At 33.2% G+C, this 15,218-nt stretch carries 13 protein-coding genes and 1 pseudogene; 3 read left to right on the top strand and 11 right to left on the bottom strand.

Translation table 11 applies throughout. The features are described 5' to 3' along the window. The first annotated feature begins 16 nt into the window (after positions 1-16). The gene (locus CDOMC_RS04650; protein WP_172128352.1) at positions 17-517 is read left to right on the top strand and encodes a PAS domain-containing protein; all 501 of its coding nucleotides are present in this window, start codon (positions 17-19) and stop codon (positions 515-517) included. 9 nt (positions 518-526) lie between these two features. Beyond that, on the top strand, positions 527-1,264 hold the full coding sequence (locus CDOMC_RS04655) for an imidazole glycerol phosphate synthase (protein ID WP_172128354.1): 738 nt from the start codon (positions 527-529) through the stop codon (positions 1,262-1,264). Here CDOMC_RS04655 and murG read toward each other — a convergent pair. Both murG and CDOMC_RS04665 read right to left on the bottom strand, forming a co-directional pair. Next, positions 1,242-2,279: an undecaprenyldiphospho-muramoylpentapeptide beta-N-acetylglucosaminyltransferase gene (murG, locus tag CDOMC_RS04660; RefSeq protein ID WP_172128356.1), complete on the bottom strand. Its 1,038-nt coding sequence runs from the start codon at positions 2,277-2,279 to the stop codon at positions 1,242-1,244. The two genes, CDOMC_RS04655 and murG, sit on opposite strands and share 23 nt — an antisense overlap. Continuing rightward, entirely contained in the window at positions 2,276-3,439 is a 1,164-nt protein-coding gene (locus tag CDOMC_RS04665) for a peptidoglycan glycosyltransferase FtsW (RefSeq protein WP_172128358.1), read from the bottom strand. The genes murG and CDOMC_RS04665 overlap by 4 nt, the downstream gene beginning before the upstream one ends. Positions 3,440-3,582: 143 nt before the next feature. Here CDOMC_RS04665 and CDOMC_RS04670 point away from each other — a divergent pair, with 143 nt between their 5' ends. Further along, positions 3,583-5,616 (top strand): ATP-dependent helicase, encoded by a 2,034-nt coding sequence (locus tag CDOMC_RS04670; protein ID WP_172128360.1) that lies wholly within the window; start codon positions 3,583-3,585, stop codon positions 5,614-5,616. Positions 5,617-5,649: 33 nt separating this feature from the next. On the opposite strand, the pseudogene CDOMC_RS10340 reads toward CDOMC_RS04670, so the two are convergent. The 9 genes and pseudogenes from CDOMC_RS10340 to CDOMC_RS04715 form a co-directional block, all read right to left on the bottom strand. Continuing rightward, a pseudogene (locus CDOMC_RS10340) lies at positions 5,650-6,147 on the bottom strand (methyl-accepting chemotaxis protein); the annotation flags it as partial. A gap of 1,326 nt (positions 6,148-7,473) precedes the next feature. Continuing rightward, positions 7,474-9,339 carry a molecular chaperone HtpG gene (gene htpG / locus CDOMC_RS04680; protein ID WP_172128364.1) on the bottom strand — a complete coding sequence of 622 codons (1,866 nt, stop codon included), beginning with the start codon at positions 9,337-9,339 and terminating at the stop codon, positions 7,474-7,476. Positions 9,340-9,453: 114 nt separating this feature from the next. Then, complete coding sequence (locus CDOMC_RS04685; RefSeq protein ID WP_185768481.1) at positions 9,454-10,296, bottom strand: hypothetical protein; 843 nt, start codon at positions 10,294-10,296, stop codon at positions 9,454-9,456. A 78-nt stretch (positions 10,297-10,374) separates the two neighbouring features. Beyond that, positions 10,375-11,061, bottom strand: a complete 687-nt coding sequence (locus tag CDOMC_RS04690) for a lysophospholipid acyltransferase family protein (protein WP_172128366.1) — start codon at positions 11,059-11,061, stop codon at positions 10,375-10,377. After that, positions 11,042-12,235, bottom strand: a complete 1,194-nt coding sequence (locus CDOMC_RS04695; RefSeq protein ID WP_172128368.1) for an SH3 domain-containing protein — start codon at positions 12,233-12,235, stop codon at positions 11,042-11,044. The genes CDOMC_RS04690 and CDOMC_RS04695 overlap by 20 nt, the downstream gene beginning before the upstream one ends. Further along, positions 12,229-12,894, bottom strand: coding sequence for a phosphoribosylformylglycinamidine synthase I (gene purQ / locus CDOMC_RS04700; protein WP_172128370.1), 666 nt, complete (start codon positions 12,892-12,894; stop codon positions 12,229-12,231). Before purQ ends, CDOMC_RS04695 begins: the two co-directional genes overlap by 7 nt. Next, positions 12,891-13,127, bottom strand: a complete 237-nt coding sequence (gene purS / locus CDOMC_RS04705; protein WP_172128372.1) for a phosphoribosylformylglycinamidine synthase subunit PurS — start codon at positions 13,125-13,127, stop codon at positions 12,891-12,893. Before purS ends, purQ begins: the two co-directional genes overlap by 4 nt. A gap of 9 nt (positions 13,128-13,136) precedes the next feature. Further along, positions 13,137-13,847, bottom strand: coding sequence for a phosphoribosylaminoimidazolesuccinocarboxamide synthase (gene purC / locus CDOMC_RS04710; RefSeq protein ID WP_172128374.1), 711 nt, complete (start codon positions 13,845-13,847; stop codon positions 13,137-13,139). A gap of 15 nt (positions 13,848-13,862) precedes the next feature. Next, the gene (locus CDOMC_RS04715) at positions 13,863-15,182 is read right to left on the bottom strand and encodes a S41 family peptidase (protein WP_172128376.1); all 1,320 of its coding nucleotides are present in this window, start codon (positions 15,180-15,182) and stop codon (positions 13,863-13,865) included. Positions 15,183-15,218 lie beyond the last annotated feature (36 nt).

Raw genomic sequence — 15,218 nt, forward strand, 5'->3', positions numbered from 1 at the left:
AAGGGGTTTTTATAGTATGCAAGAAGAGAAGCAGTATTTTGTAAAAGAAAATGATTTTATAGTTTCTAAAACTGATACAAAAGGAAAAATAACATATTGCAATGAGCCTTTTTTGGAAATCATTGGGGCTAAGGCGAGTGATCTTTTAGGAAAGCCTCATAATATCATAAGGCATCCGGATATGCCTCGTATTGTTTTTAAGCTCTTGTGGGATAGGATTAAATCAAAGAAAGAGATTTTTGCATTTGTTAAAAACAGAAGCTTTAAGGGCGGATATTATTGGGTTTTTGCAAATGTAACCGCATCCTTGGATGAAAGAGGCGAAATAGTGGGATATCACTCTGTTAGACGAAGACCCAATATGGATGGCGTAAAATTCATAGAAGGTGTATACAAAAAGCTCTTAGAAGCTGAAAAAATAGGTGGTATGGAAGCTTCCGGTAAATTGTTAGAGAAAATTTTAAAAGAATCTAATATGGAGTATGACGAATTGGTGCATAAGCTCCAAAGAGGATAGGTGGACAAAATGGATTATCCTTCAATATTAAAAAACATCAATGATATAAAGTCTGAACTTGCATTACTCTTAAATATAGAGATTGCAAAAGAGGCTACTCAAATGAGTATTGCCGAATTTAGTGCTTTGGTTGACTCCATTAAAGTGCATGATATTTTAGAGAACAAAGATAGCATGTATTTTGCAAATGTTTTTGATAATGATGAATACTATTATAATATTAGCCTATATCTTAATCAGATTATTAGGAAAATTTCAATCAAGACTGAAAAAAAAGGAGTTAGCCTTGAAGTTAGCAGTAAGCTTCAAGAGGCTTCCAAAAATATAAAAAAAATTGTCGATCTTTTTGTTTTGGAATATGGAAATTTACTTAAAGCGGACTCTAAAAGATGGATACAAAGAAATGTTAAAGAGATGAAAATCATAAAAAATATACTTAAAGACCTAGTCGAATTCCAAAAAAAAATAGATGAAACACTAAAAATAAGAGCCAATATCATATCAAATGTAATTTTGAGCGAGTTTAAAGTTTTATATAAATTTTTTCTATATAGTATCAAAATAGCCAAAAAACGACACGACCAGCTTCTTTTAGTCGAGATTGCAGGAATGGCAGATAGGATAATATCAATGATAAATCCAATATTTAGTGATAAAAGCTTAAAAACCGAAGAGCTTATATATCACTATTTGGCATATGAACTAAAAGAGCTTAAAGTAAATTCTATCGGAGAAAAGCTATCCTAGATAGGATTTCATTCACGATATTTCTTGCGCCATTTTTATTTATTTGATGTTTTAAATTTAGTGAAATTTCTTCTAAATTTATAGATTCTATTAGTTTTAAAATCTCATTTTGGTCTATTTTGTTGTCTTTTTGAAAGCAAAATTTAGCTAAATTTTGGTCTACTAAAAATTTTGCATTATGCACTTGGTGATTATTTGCTGCATGAGGGTATGGTATAAATATAGTTGGTAGATTGTTTGCACAAAGCTCCCATAGTGTGCTAGCTCCAGCTCTGCTTATGGCTAAATCGGCCTTTTTCATTTTTAGCTCTATCTCTTTACTGAAGTCAAAAAGTTCTAAAGTTTTATCTGTAAATCCAAGCTTTTTATACTCTTCTCGTAAGTTATCAAGCGAATTTTTACCGCATTGATGAATTATTTTTATATTTTTTTCTTTTAATATCGTAGCTAGATTTAAAGCAAGTGAATTTATAGCCGATGCGCCCTGAGAGCCTCCTAGAAATATTATAGTTCTTAGCTCTTTTCTCTCTCGCGAGGTGTCAAAAAATTTATCCGCTACAGGATAGTCAAATTTAGGCTCATCGTATGAGCTAAAAAACTCTTTTGCGAATGGTTTTAAAATTTTATTTAAATTTCCGACTATGGAGTTTTGTTCGTGTATAAAAAGCGGTATATTTGATATAATGGCTGCAAATGCCGCAGGCGCTGCACTGTAACCACCTACGCTTATTGCGGCCTTTACTTTATTATCCTTAAAAATTTGCCTGCATTTAAAAGCTAGTTTTACGATATTAAAAAGTGAAATAAGCTTATTAAAGCCTTTTTTATTTACTACTCCTTGGCTAGGCAAGAAAAATTTAGAGTTGAAATTTTGATCATTTTCAAACCACTGCATATCTTGCCCGTTGGTTGAGCCTATGAAGACGGTTTTTATATCACGACTTGCAATCTCTTCATTGAGGGTTTTTGCGATAGCCAGATGTCCTCCTGTGCCACCACCGCATATTACTATCATTTGCTTGATGCCTTTTTACTGATCATTAAAACCATTCCTATTCCTACGCAAAGTGCCAAAATAGAACTTCCTCCATAGCTTAGAAATGGTACCGCTATACCTTTGATAGGAGTTATGGAAGTAATTCCGTAAGAGTTCATAAGAAAAGAAAATGATATCAAAAGCCCTATGCCTAGTGAAAATAGATGATAGACCTTATTTTCGCTCCTTGATGAAATTTTAAATATTCTATATAGTAAAAATACAATTATTGAAGTGATACCAAATATTCCTAATACACCAATCTCTTCAGCTATACCCGCTAATACGAAGTCGGTATGAACCTCGCTTAAAAAGCCTAGTTTAAATACTCCTGCGCCAAGCCCTTCTCCGAAAAATCCGCCGTGCTTTATCGCGTTTAGCGAGTGCGAAATTTGATATGGCTCAGGCACATCTGCTACTCTTAAGGCGTTTGCCATATTTTCAGGCAGTATTGAAAGCACTATATTTTGTATAGTTCCCCACCATGATTTAATACGTAAAATTCTATGCTCTGATGTTACTATTGCGATTGTGGCAAGCATGCCCGCTCCAAAAAGCCCTATCCCAAAAAGCCTAAGGCTAGTTCCTGCAAAAAGAGCCATCATTACAAGAGTAAGAGCCAAAACTATAACCTGACCAAGATCGTTTTGAAGGACTGCTATTAGATAAACAACTATCAAAAATAAAAATAAATACGGAAGTATTAGGTTAAATTCTTCCTTTAAGCTCTTTTTGCTATCATCAATCTTTCTTGCAAAGCTCCATGCAAGAAAATAGACAAAGCCTATTTTAAAAAACTCAACCGGAGCGAGTGAAAATCCAGGTAGTCTAATCCATCTTTTTGCGCCTCCCGCATCCGTAACCATAGAGCTTGGAAGTGCATGCATAACACCCATAGCAAGAGCGCATAGGATAAATAATCCAAAGCCTATCAACACTAGCGATTTATCTGGATTCAGCTGTGATAGACCCCACATGATAAATATGCCTAAAACGCCGACTGCTAGTTGCCTATAAAAGAAATGATAAGGCTCGTAGTTGAAAAAAAGTACGGTAAAAACAGGTAAAGAGAGTGAAAAAATAATACCTATAGTTATCAGTGCTACGCAAGCGTAAAATACCCACTTATCTACTTGCAAAACTCTCTCCGTATTTTGGAATTTAGCCTCGATTTTACTTAAAATTTTCTTATAAATATGTTAAAAGCGTAAGTACTAATTTAAATTTTATAAGCTTTAAATTTAAATTAGCGTATAATCAAATCTTTTTTAAGAGAGGATAAATGCCACTTTCAAGACTAAATTCGGATCAATACAGTGCCGCAACCGCGCCTTTTGGGCACAATCTTATCATAGCAAGCGCAGGCACAGGCAAGACTTCAACGATCGTTGCAAGGATAGCGCATCTATTAAATTTAGGAGTAAATCCTAGTAAAATTTTGCTTTTAACCTTTACAAACAAGGCCTCAAGTGAGATGATAGAGAGGCTAGAGTGTTATTTTGACAAAAAAATTACTTCTAAAATTACTGCTGGCACATTTCACTCTGTATCTTACTCTCTTTTAAAATCTCTTGAAAAAAATATAGTATTAAAACAGCCAAGCGAGCTAAAAACTCTTTTAAAAAGTCTTGTGGAAAGGCGCAGATTTCAACATTTGGGCGAAGCTAAGGCGTATGGTGGAGCTTATCTATACGATCTATATTCACTTTATCAAAATTCAAGCAATGAAGAGAGTTTTTATGAGTGGTTTAAGGCTAGAAATGAAGAGCAGGCTGTATATGCTGAAATTTATGATGATATTTTAAATGAGTTTGAGCAAGAAAAGGTAAAATTTGGCTATGCGGATTTTAACGATCTGCTTATAAAAATGCGAAATGAGCTTAGAAAGGGAGCGCCTTTAAAATATGATGAAATTTTAATAGACGAATATCAGGATACAAATACCCTTCAAGGCTCTTTAATAGATGCGTTTAATACCAAAAGCTTATTTTGTGTAGGTGATTTTGATCAGAGTATATATGCCTTTAACGGTGCAAATATAGAGATAATCGGATCTTTTAAAGATAGGTTTAAAGATGCCAGTATCTATGCTTTAAATATAAATTACCGCAGTAGCTCAAGCATATTAGCCCTTGCAAATAAAGTTATCTCAAACAATCCTCGTTTGTATGATAAAAAACTGATTGTAAGCCGAGAGGGAAATTTACCATCACCAAAACTTCTTGTTTATGATGAGCTTTTTAATCAATATTCAAATATTGCCGACATAATATCAAATTCAAAATTTAGCAAAGAAAATATTGCAATAATTTTTCGTAACAACTCAAGTGCGGATGGGCTTGAGGTGGCTTTAAAAGAGCGAGGAATTAGTTCTAAGCGAAAAGGAGGGGTTAGTTTTTTTGAAAGCAGAGAGATAAGGGCTTTAATGGATATATACGCAATTTTAATAAACCCAAAAGATATTATGGCCTTTATTCATGTATGCGAATATGCTAAGGGCGTTGGAGCCGCTCTTAGTAAGGAGATGTTTGATCTGATTGTAAAAGTAGGGCACGGAAATTTGATAGACGGGTTTTTAAATCCTGACGATAAAGTAAATGCCTTTGAAAAAAAGAAAAAAAACTATCAATTAGGACTCTTTGACGAATTTAGTGAAATAGGTGAGATGTCAAGGTTTTCTAAGCTTAAATTTAGTGATAAATTTTTCTCTCATCCGATACTTAAAATGGAAAAATTAAATGAAAATGCGGCAATATTTTTGTATGAAATTTATAATTTTTTACTTCATGCAAGACGTCTTTCTAGACCAAATTCTTTAATCAACGAGATTAAAAATAGCAAAATTTACTCTCTTATAGTTGATTTTTTAGCTACCAAAAGAGCTACAATGAAAAATGGAAATATTGATGAGGGCTTAAAAACAGAAGCTATAGAAAAAATCATGGCTAAAGTTGAAATATTAAGTGAGCTTAGTAAAAACTACAGTGATTTGGAAAAATTTTATAACTTCATAACTCTTGGCAGCAATGAGATGAGCGAAGGAGAGGGTGTAAATTTACTAAGCGTACATGCTAGCAAGGGGCTTGAATTTGATCAGGTTTTTATAGTTGATCTTGCACAAAATCGCTTTCCAAATTTAAAGCTTATGGGTATGGGCGGAAGTTTGGAAGAGGAGAGAAGGCTGTTTTATGTTGCTGTTACTAGAGCAAGAGATGAGCTATATCTAAGCTATGCAAAATACGATAAGATAAAAAGAGTTACTTATCAACCAAGTAGATTTTTGATAGAAGCTGGAATGGCCAAGGAAAAAATATAAATTTTTATGGTCTCAGTAAGAGACCATAAAATATCAAGTTTTAAACTCAGAAAGTTTATTATTTAGTATCTCTGTCATTTTATTTAAGTGATCTGTCGCGTTTGCTATCTCTTCTACGCTCTTTGTATTTTCGGATGAGATGTTGTTGATATTTGACATTCCATAGATAATTTGCTTTATATTATCACCAGTTTTTATATAGTCTTCAACTCTGGTATCAGACATAATTATAGCTTTTTGCATACTATTGCTCATAAATACTATCTTGTCTCTAACCTCATCCGCCACTAAAGTAAGCTCTCCTATTTGTCTAGAATTTGAGTTCATCTTCTCGCTTGAGTCTGATATAGCTTGCACTATAATATTTATTGTAGCATTTATCTCCACTAGGCTTTTTTGAGTTCTTTCGGCCAGTTTTCTAACCTCATCGGCAACTACTGCAAACCCGCGCCCGTGCTCGCCAGCTCTTGCCGCTTCGATAGCTGCATTGAGTGCTAATAGGTTTGTTTGATCTGCTATATCGTTTATTACAGCTAACACACCTTTTACTTGCTCTGCGTCGCTACTAAGTTGAGAAATTCTACTTGCAAGATCAAGCTCAACTTCGACACTGGATTGAATTTTGTTGCTTAGATGCTCTATGGCGTTATTTGCTTCTATGATACTGCTACTCGCAGCCTCCATATCAGCCTTGCTCTTTTTAGCTTCTTCTATGGAATTTTCAATTTGCTCTTTTATAGTTGTAGCTTTATTTGTAGTTTCCTGAATTATATTTGATGAGTTTTCAACGTTTTTTCCAGTTTGAATAGCTGCTGCAGATAGCTCGTATGAGACTGATGAGTTTTCTGCAGAGAGATGTTTAACTTCGCTTATTAGAGCTTTTAAGTTATCAACAGCTGTTTTTAAAAGCCCAATTGCACTGTTTGGATTGTCTGTTTTTATAGCTACTGCTAAATTTCCTTTTGAAACCTCTTTGACAACTTCTTCTATCTTTGATGCTTTTGCTCCAAGAAGCCCTTCTGGAACCTTTTCGCTAACATATGCAAGCAGAGCTACAAGTATGATCGTTACTATCAATAAAGTCAAGAATATAATTTGAAGGTTTGTCAGGTTATCTTTAAAAAACTCAAAGCTTTTTGTTGTTCTTTGCTCAACTAAAGCGAAAAATTCATCTATAGGTTTAGAAATTTCAGCTTTGTAGTCATTGTAGGTTTTGCCAAATACAAGCTCTATAGCTTCATCTTTAGAACCGTATTTTTTAATAATATCTATAGCTTTTATTTCAAGCTTGGCAAGATCTGTAGATTTTCCTTCAGCAGATTCCAACTTCTTAAATTCATCCTGTGTAAATCCCTCTTTTTGCATAAGATCTTTTAGAGAAATTTGCTCTTTTGTATCAGGTCTAGGAATTTTTCCATTTCTTATATCCAATACTTGATTGTATTGTTTTTCATAAATCGGATTTCCATTAGTAGCCACAAAAGTTCTAACAAGACTAGTCAAGTCATCAGAGCTTTGCCTAAGTTCGTCAGCCAATTTATATGATGTAAGCTGTTTTTGTGCAGCACCTACTAAGTCTTCTGACACGCTTCGCATTTGTAGGAAGATATATCCTAAAACAAGTATCGAAGCTATACTTAAAATCATCAAAAGACGCTGAAAGCCTTTTGATTGAAATAGCGACATTGGCACTCCTTTGATTATTTTCAAAAATAAATATTTTCATTAAATTAATCTATCTTTATTATATTACCAGAAGTATTATCTTTTGCTTAAAGAAATAGAAATTTATAACTAAATTTTTGGTTATCTTAAAAACTCAAAATTTAAGATAACCAAAATTAAAAATAGTAGTTTTTATAGTGCTTTTAGCATTACTCTAGTTAAGGTTTTGCTAAATTCTAAAGGATTTTCTATATTCATTCCCTCATTGATCTTTGCCATATCAAGAAGTAGAGTAGATATATCATGGATCATAGCCTCGTTTTTGTTCAATTTTTCAAAAATTTCATGATTTGGATTTATCTCTAAAATAGGTTTAACCTTTGGCAAATTTGTCTGACCCATCTGCTTTAATATAGTTTGCATAGAAAAGTCAGGATCGTTTTTATCATATATCAAAACAGCAGCCGAGTCGCTAAGTCTGGAGCTAAGCTTAACGTCTTTAACATCGTCTTTTAAAATTTCGCGCATTTTTACTAAAATTTCAGTGTGCTTGCTCTCGTCAATCTTATCTTCTTCGGTTTTTATTTCGCTATCTATATCAGAGTGATTTACAGGCTTAATAGGAGTTTTGTCAAACTCATAGACCATAGGCATTACTATAGTATCAATTTCCTCGTCCATTATTAAGACTTCTATATCGTTTTTCTTAAAGCTTTCAAGAAGAGGTGAATTTCTTAGCATAGACTCGTTGTTTCCACTTATATAATATATGCTTTTTTGATCCTCTTTCATCTGTTCTTTATACTCTTTTAGACTTATCAGACTATCTCTTTTACTAGATTTAAATAAAACAAGATCTAAAATTTGCTCTTTATCGTTATTAAATCCATATAGCCCCTCTTTAAGCACTTTTCCAAATAATTTGTAAAATTTTATGTATTTTTCTCTATCTTTGTCTTTGATTTTATTAAGCTCAGTTAATATTTTTTTGATGCTTTGATCTTTTACATTTGCCATTATCTTATTTTCCTGTAAAATTTCACGGCTTACGTTAAGTGGCAAATCCTCAACATCTATTATTCCTCTTACAAATCTTAAAAATGGTGGCAAAAGCTCTTTTGCGTCATCACTTATAAATACGCTTTTTACATATAGCTTTACGCCACTTTGGTAATCCACTCGAAATAGATCAAACGGCTCTGTAGCCGGGATAAAAAATAGGGTGGTGTATTCTATCTTTCCTTCGGCTTTAGTATGAAAATATGCCAAAGGATCCGTGCTGTCATGGCTGATTTGTTTGTAGAAATCATTATATTCATTAGCCTTGATATTTGATTTATTTAGTTTCCAGAGGGCAGAGGCTTTATTTATCTGTACATTTTTAGTTTCGTAGCTTCCTTCTTTTTCTCCATCTTTTGGAGGAATATACTCTTCTTTATCGGAAAATATAGGATATGGAATATGGTTAGAATATTTTTTTACGATACCTTCTATGCGGTAAAATTCACTAAATTCACTATCTTTTAAAAATAAAGTTATGATTGTTCCGTGAGCGTTCTTTTGACTCTCTTTAATCTCATAGCTTTTTGCATCTGAGCTCCATAAGAAGGCTTTGTCTTCAAGGGCTTTTTTGCTTAAAACTTCTATTTTATCGGCAACCATAAATGCTGAGTAAAATCCAACTCCAAACTGTCCGATAAGTGCGCTATCTTTTTTAGCTTCACCGCTAAGCTCTTTTACAAAGTTCTTCGTTCCACTTCTTGCGATAGTGCCTAAATTATTTATCAAATCCTCTTTGTTCATGCCTATGCCGTTATCACTGATTGTGAGTGTTTTTTTATCTTTATCTAGGATTATGTCAATTCTAGGCAAGTAATTTAAAGTCTTATAATCATCGTTGGTTAAGCAAAGATAGTTTAATTTATCAAGAGCGTCTGATGCGTTTGATATAAGCTCTCTTAGAAAAATCTCTTTGTTTGAATATAGTGAGTGAATCATGAGGTTTAAAAGCTCATTCACTTCGGTTTGAAATTCAAATTTATCTGCTTTTTTTGCCATATTTTTTCCTTTTTTGTTTAATTTTTGGCAGATTATACTACAAATTGCTAATTTTTTCAATAAATTATAATATAAATTCAATAAACTTGATATAGTTAATATCAAGTTTAATATTTATTTCATATCTTTTAGTAGCTTTAATATCTTTTTACTGTTATAATGCTTTGCGGTCTCTATTGAAAAATCACAAATCTTTGCAAGCTTGCAAAGTCCATTATCAAGTAAAATTTTAATGGCTTTCTCGTTGTCCAAAATAGAATTTATAATTATAAAAGTTTCGATCTCTTTAGAGTTAAATTCACTTAATTTTATAAATTTAAGCGCTTCTTCTAGAAATTTTATCTTGTCTTCATAAAAATTTTTAAATTTATCTGTTTTTACAAACTCTCTTTCTTTGCTGTTTTGAGTCTTCTTTCTCTGGACAGAAAGTCCGTTGTGCCCTATAAATATAGCTATATCGGCAGCGATAGAAAGCATGATTCTGCTAGTATCTCTTATTTTACTATCAAGAAGGTATTTAAAAATTTCAAATTTATCACTAGAGTAGGCTGTGACTAAAAGCTCTTTGGCTGTTACGTTAGCTCCGTTTTTAACTAGAATTTCCATCAGTCTTAAAATTTCATCTTCGCTTATTGCATTTTTTATCTCATGATCAAAACCTAGGGCAATAGCCATATGAAGTGGTGAAGAGTTGTCTATTTTATACATATTATAATTTAGATCAGGTCTAAATTTAAGAACTTTTTCTAAACGTTCAAAATCAAATTTGCCTGTATTCCCCACTTTGCTATTTATGATAAAAAATGAAAAAATTCGCTCATTATATTCACCAAACTCTTTATTTATCAAATTTGGATTTTTATCTAAAACAAGAAGTAACTTATCTAGCTCTTTATTAACCTCTTCATTTGTAGTGTTGTGATCATAGAAAATATCAAAATTTATCTCGTTTGCCATTAATGTTTGGAGCAATAAAAATAAAATAATAAAAAATCTTATCATAGTTTAAGTAGTTTAATAATGATATATGATATATTAGCTTTTACTAGTATTTCGCTCTTTATCAAGGACTTTTTGCATTTTTTCTCGTGTGATCTCTAGCCAATTTTTATCGCTAGTATCAACGACGTCAAGACAGATTATTTTAATCTCACCATTTTTAAATCTGAATTTTTTAACATCCATTATATCGCTTCCGACTATTACTATCGGCTGAACTTTTAAATTTAGCCTATCAACTATTATTTTTGCTCCACCCTTAAAAGGCAAAAGCGTATCTGTCTGAGATCTAGTTCCTTCAGGGAAAATAGCTAAAACACGTCCGCTGTTTACTCTGTCTTGCGCTTCTTTTACTAATTTTACTAAAGAGTGCTTACTCTCTCTATCTACTGCAATCATCTTTGGTAAACTTAAAATTTTGCCTATGATAGGTATTTCTCCTATCTCTTTTTTAGCTATCCAGCAAAGATTTTTAGGATGTACTTCTTCTAGAGCCACTATATCTAGCATGCTTTGATGATTCATAATAATCATATTGGCGTTTTGATTAAATTCTGCCTCAATTTTTATGGAGTAAAATCCAAAAAATCTTTGTGTCTTAGCCCAAATACGCCTTATATTACGAATGTTGTTTTTAAAGAGCCACATAAAAAATACAACAAAAAGAATACTGATTATAAATTCAACCGCAAAATAGGCGGCTTTAATTCTTGATAATATCATCTTTTAATACCCAGCCAACCTTGCCATCATTTAGCAAGACTTTTTTAAATTCTTTTCTTTCTCCTAAAATTTCTACTTTTTCTTCATTTTCAGTTGTAAAGAATATGCTTGAATTTTGAGTAGGGAGAATTTTTATGCTTACATTTTTTTTAAGCACCGCATTTCCAAACGGGTTATAGCTATATATTCCATAAGTTCCAAAAAACAATGTCAATACTAAAAATATACTATTTCTTTTGATTAAGAACAAAATAAAAGAGGTCGCTAGTAGAATATATCCGGCTGTGTCTTTATAGATTTCAAATTTACTTTGTTTCGGATTTAGTCCGATTTGAGTGCTTATTTCGTCATCTTCTACTATAACAGGAAGAGAAAAGCTTTCTAGCTTTTTGCTTTTTAGATTAAAATAGCTAAAATCCAGAGAAGTTTTTTCAGGAGTAAAAATTGCAAAATAAAAACCGCTATGTGAATTAAAATTTCCACTTACGGAATCAACTCCTTGCTTTAATATTGCAGGGTCATTTAGCCAAAAGTCGGTTATATTAGTATTTTTGCCGATTAGTTCAACTATCATAATTAAATTTTTGTCATCAAATTTGTTTGTTTTATGTTTTTTAATTTCTAGTGAGTTTGCTACTACATGGCTATAATTTTGATCGCTTTTTATCTGTTTTAAGCTTGGTAGATTGATAGTTGTATTTGCAGTTTGGAAAAATTCACCATTTCTTTTTAAATTTATGGTTATCTTTGTATTCTTTGGTTCTGTTGAGTTAGCTTCTAAAAATATCTCACTTTTGTAAATTCCGTTACCGATATTTTCCCATTGTATATTTTTATTCAACCATTTTAAATTTTCATTTTCTAATACCGTTGTTTGGATATCTACTACTATATTTGATTGAATATTGGCAGTAATTCCGAATTTAAAAATCTCGCCCGAATAGACCTCTTTTGGCATATCCGAGGTTGTGATTATAAGCTGGCTTGGCTCTACCGTCTGATAAATTTGAGTTTCAGATATATTTATTTCAGGCTCGTTTGTGGGAGCTATAGTTTGCAGCGGAGCCTTTTTGATAACCTTTTCGCTTCTTTCGCCTCCCATCATATCAAAGATACTAGGTTCTTGCGCAATAGAAAAAACGGCTATCAAAGATAGGGCGATTTGTTTTAACAAACTAGCCCTTTAAGCATCCTAAGTCCGTCATCTCCACCTAAGATTTTCTCGCATGCTCTTTCCGGATGTGGCATAAGTCCGAAAATCTTTTTATTTTTATCACAAATTCCAGCGATACTATCTATCGAGCCGTTTGGATTTAGATCATTTCCATCTTTATCACAATATTTTAAAAGCACTTGCTCGTTGTCATACATGCTTTTTAAAGTATCTTCATCAGTATAGAAATTTCCTTCACCGTGAGCTATTGGCATGGCAACTATTTCTTCTTCTTGTAAATTTGAGAGAAATAAATTTTTGTTTGAAATTACTTTTAAATGGTGATACTTTGAAATGAAGCTCAAATTCTCATTTCTTCTCATTGCCCCATCAAGCAATTTTAGCTCTGTTAGCATTTGAAAACCATTGCAAATTCCTAGGATATATCCGCCTTTTTTAGCATGATCTACGACGGCTTTCATGGCTGGAGAAAATTTGGCAATAGCTGCCGTTCTTAGGTAGTCTCCATAGCTAAATCCACCAGGAAGAACTATCAAGTCCGCATTTATACTATCTTGCTTATGCCAGATGATTTCTGTTTCGCATCCTAAAAGATCAAATGCGTATTTTGTATCCGCTTCACAGTTTGTTCCTGGAAAAAGAACTATCGCTACTTTCATACTATTATCTCGTAATCTTCTATAACTGTGTTCGCTAAAAGCTCTTCACACATATTTGCAAGAGCTTTTTTAGCCTCATCTTTATCCTTAGCATTTATGTCAAGAACGATTTGTTTTCCGACTCTTACGTTTGATATACCGTTAAATCCGAGCGAGCCAAGTGCGTGTTCTACAGCCTTTCCTTGAGGATCCAAAACTCCATTTTTAAGCGATACGTTTACTATAGCTTTCATCTATACCCTTTATGATAAAATTCTTCTTAAAACCTCTTCGTAGGCTACTTTTACATTTCCAATATCTTGTCTAAATCTATCTTTGTCAAGCTTTTCATTTGTATCTGCATCCCAAAATCTGCAGCTGTCAGGACTAATTTCGTCTGCAAGTATAATATTTCCATCTTTATCTACGCCAAATTCGACTTTGAAATCAACAAGTTTTAACTTTCTATCCGCAAAAAATTTAAACAATACAGAATTTATCTCTCTACCTAGATGCTTTAGTCTATTAAGGTCATTTTCGCTCTTTACAAGCCCCATTGCCAAGCAGTGCTCATCGTTCACCAAAGGATCATGTAGTGCATCGTCTTTGTAATATAGCTCAACCAAAGCAAAAGGCAAAACTGTTCCGTCAGGTATAGCCAGGCGCTTAGTAAGTGAACCCGTAGCTATATTTCTTACTACTACTTCAAGAGGGATGATTTTGCATTTTTTAATCAGTTGTTCAGTATCGTTAAGTGTTTTTACCAAGTGAGTTTCTATACCCTTTTCTTTTAAAAGATTGAAAAGTTGCGTTGAAATTTTATTATTTAGAGCGCCTTTTCCAGCCTCGTTTCCTCTCTTTTGAGCGTCAAAAGCCGTTAAGTCGTCTTTAAACTCAGCTATCAAAAGATCCGCGTCATCAGTCGCGTACATCTTTTTGCCTTTTCCTTCGTAGATTAACTCTTTTTTCTCCATCCTGTTCTCCTTAAGTTATTTGATTTTTAACACTTTTATAGCATCTATAGCAGATTTTAGTTGCATGTCTTCATTTACTTTTGCTTGAGCCAGTATAGTTTTATCTTCTTTTGTTTCATCTTTTTTAGCTGTTAAATTCGCATCTTTTTTATGATCTGAAATTTTTGTTAGTTCATTTTCAAGATGTTTTTTTAACTCACTCTCTTTTATCGCAAACATACTTGATTCTTCCTGAGGAACCTTGCCGGGAAATACTTTTATATCCGGAGTTACACCTACTGCTTGTATTGTGCGTCCGCTTGGCAGGTAGTATCTAGCTATAGTAAGCCTTAGAGCCTCTTTGCCATCTACAGGTAATATTATCTGCACACTTCCTTTGCCAAAGGTGTTTTCTCCTACTACAACAGCTCTTTTGTGATCTTGTAGAGAACCGCTTACAATCTCGCTAGCGCTTGCACTTCCTCCATTTACTAATACAGCCAAAGGAAGATTTGTTATCTTGTTACTTCTTGATGCCTTGTATTCGGAATTTTCGCTCGAATTTCTTCCTTTTTGAGATACGATTATTCCGCTATCTACGAATAAATTTGTAAGTCCTACAGCTTGATTTAAAAGTCCACCAGGGTTATTACGAAGATCTAGAACAATACCTTCCGCTTTTGGATATTTTTTAATAAAATCTTCAGCTTTCTGAGTAACATGTTTATCGAAATTTGTTACTCTAAGATATAGTATATTTTCATTTTCTATCATCTTTGCGTATACTGATTCCACTGAGATTATGTCGCGAATTAGTTTTATGTCAAACGGCTTTGGCTCGCCTTTTCGCACTATAGTTATGGTAATTGGTGTCTTTGGTTTGCCACGCATCTTATTAACGGCTTCTTCTATCGTTGTGCCAAGAGTTGCGTTGCCATCTATCCTTAGGATGATATCTCCGCTTTTTACGCCTGCTTTATCTGCAGGAGTGCCTTCGATAGGCGATATAACTGTCAGTGCGCCATCTTTAATCCCTACCGTTATACCAAGTCCTCCAAATTCACCGTTTGTTTGCACTTGCATATCCTTAAAAGCTTTTTCGCTTAGATAGCCAGAATGTGCATCAAGATTGTTTAAAAGCCCTTCTATGGCTTTATCCACAATCTCTTTAAATTTCATATCGTCTACATAGTACTTTTCAACTGTTGATATTGTCTTTGTAAGTTTAGATAGAGCTTCTACTCTTGCACTCGCATCATCTTCATTGTTTTTTGCATTCAGGTTTGCTGTGATTAATGTGGCGGCAAGTGCTGCAGAAACCAACCCTGAAGTGAAAAAAATCCCTTTCTTGCTCAAAAAATTCTCCTATATATTAAATGGGTTTAATTATAG

Origin of the sequence: Campylobacter sp. RM16192 (assembly GCF_004803855.2) — a bacterium.
GTDB lineage: Bacteria > Campylobacterota > Campylobacteria > Campylobacterales > Campylobacteraceae > Campylobacter_A.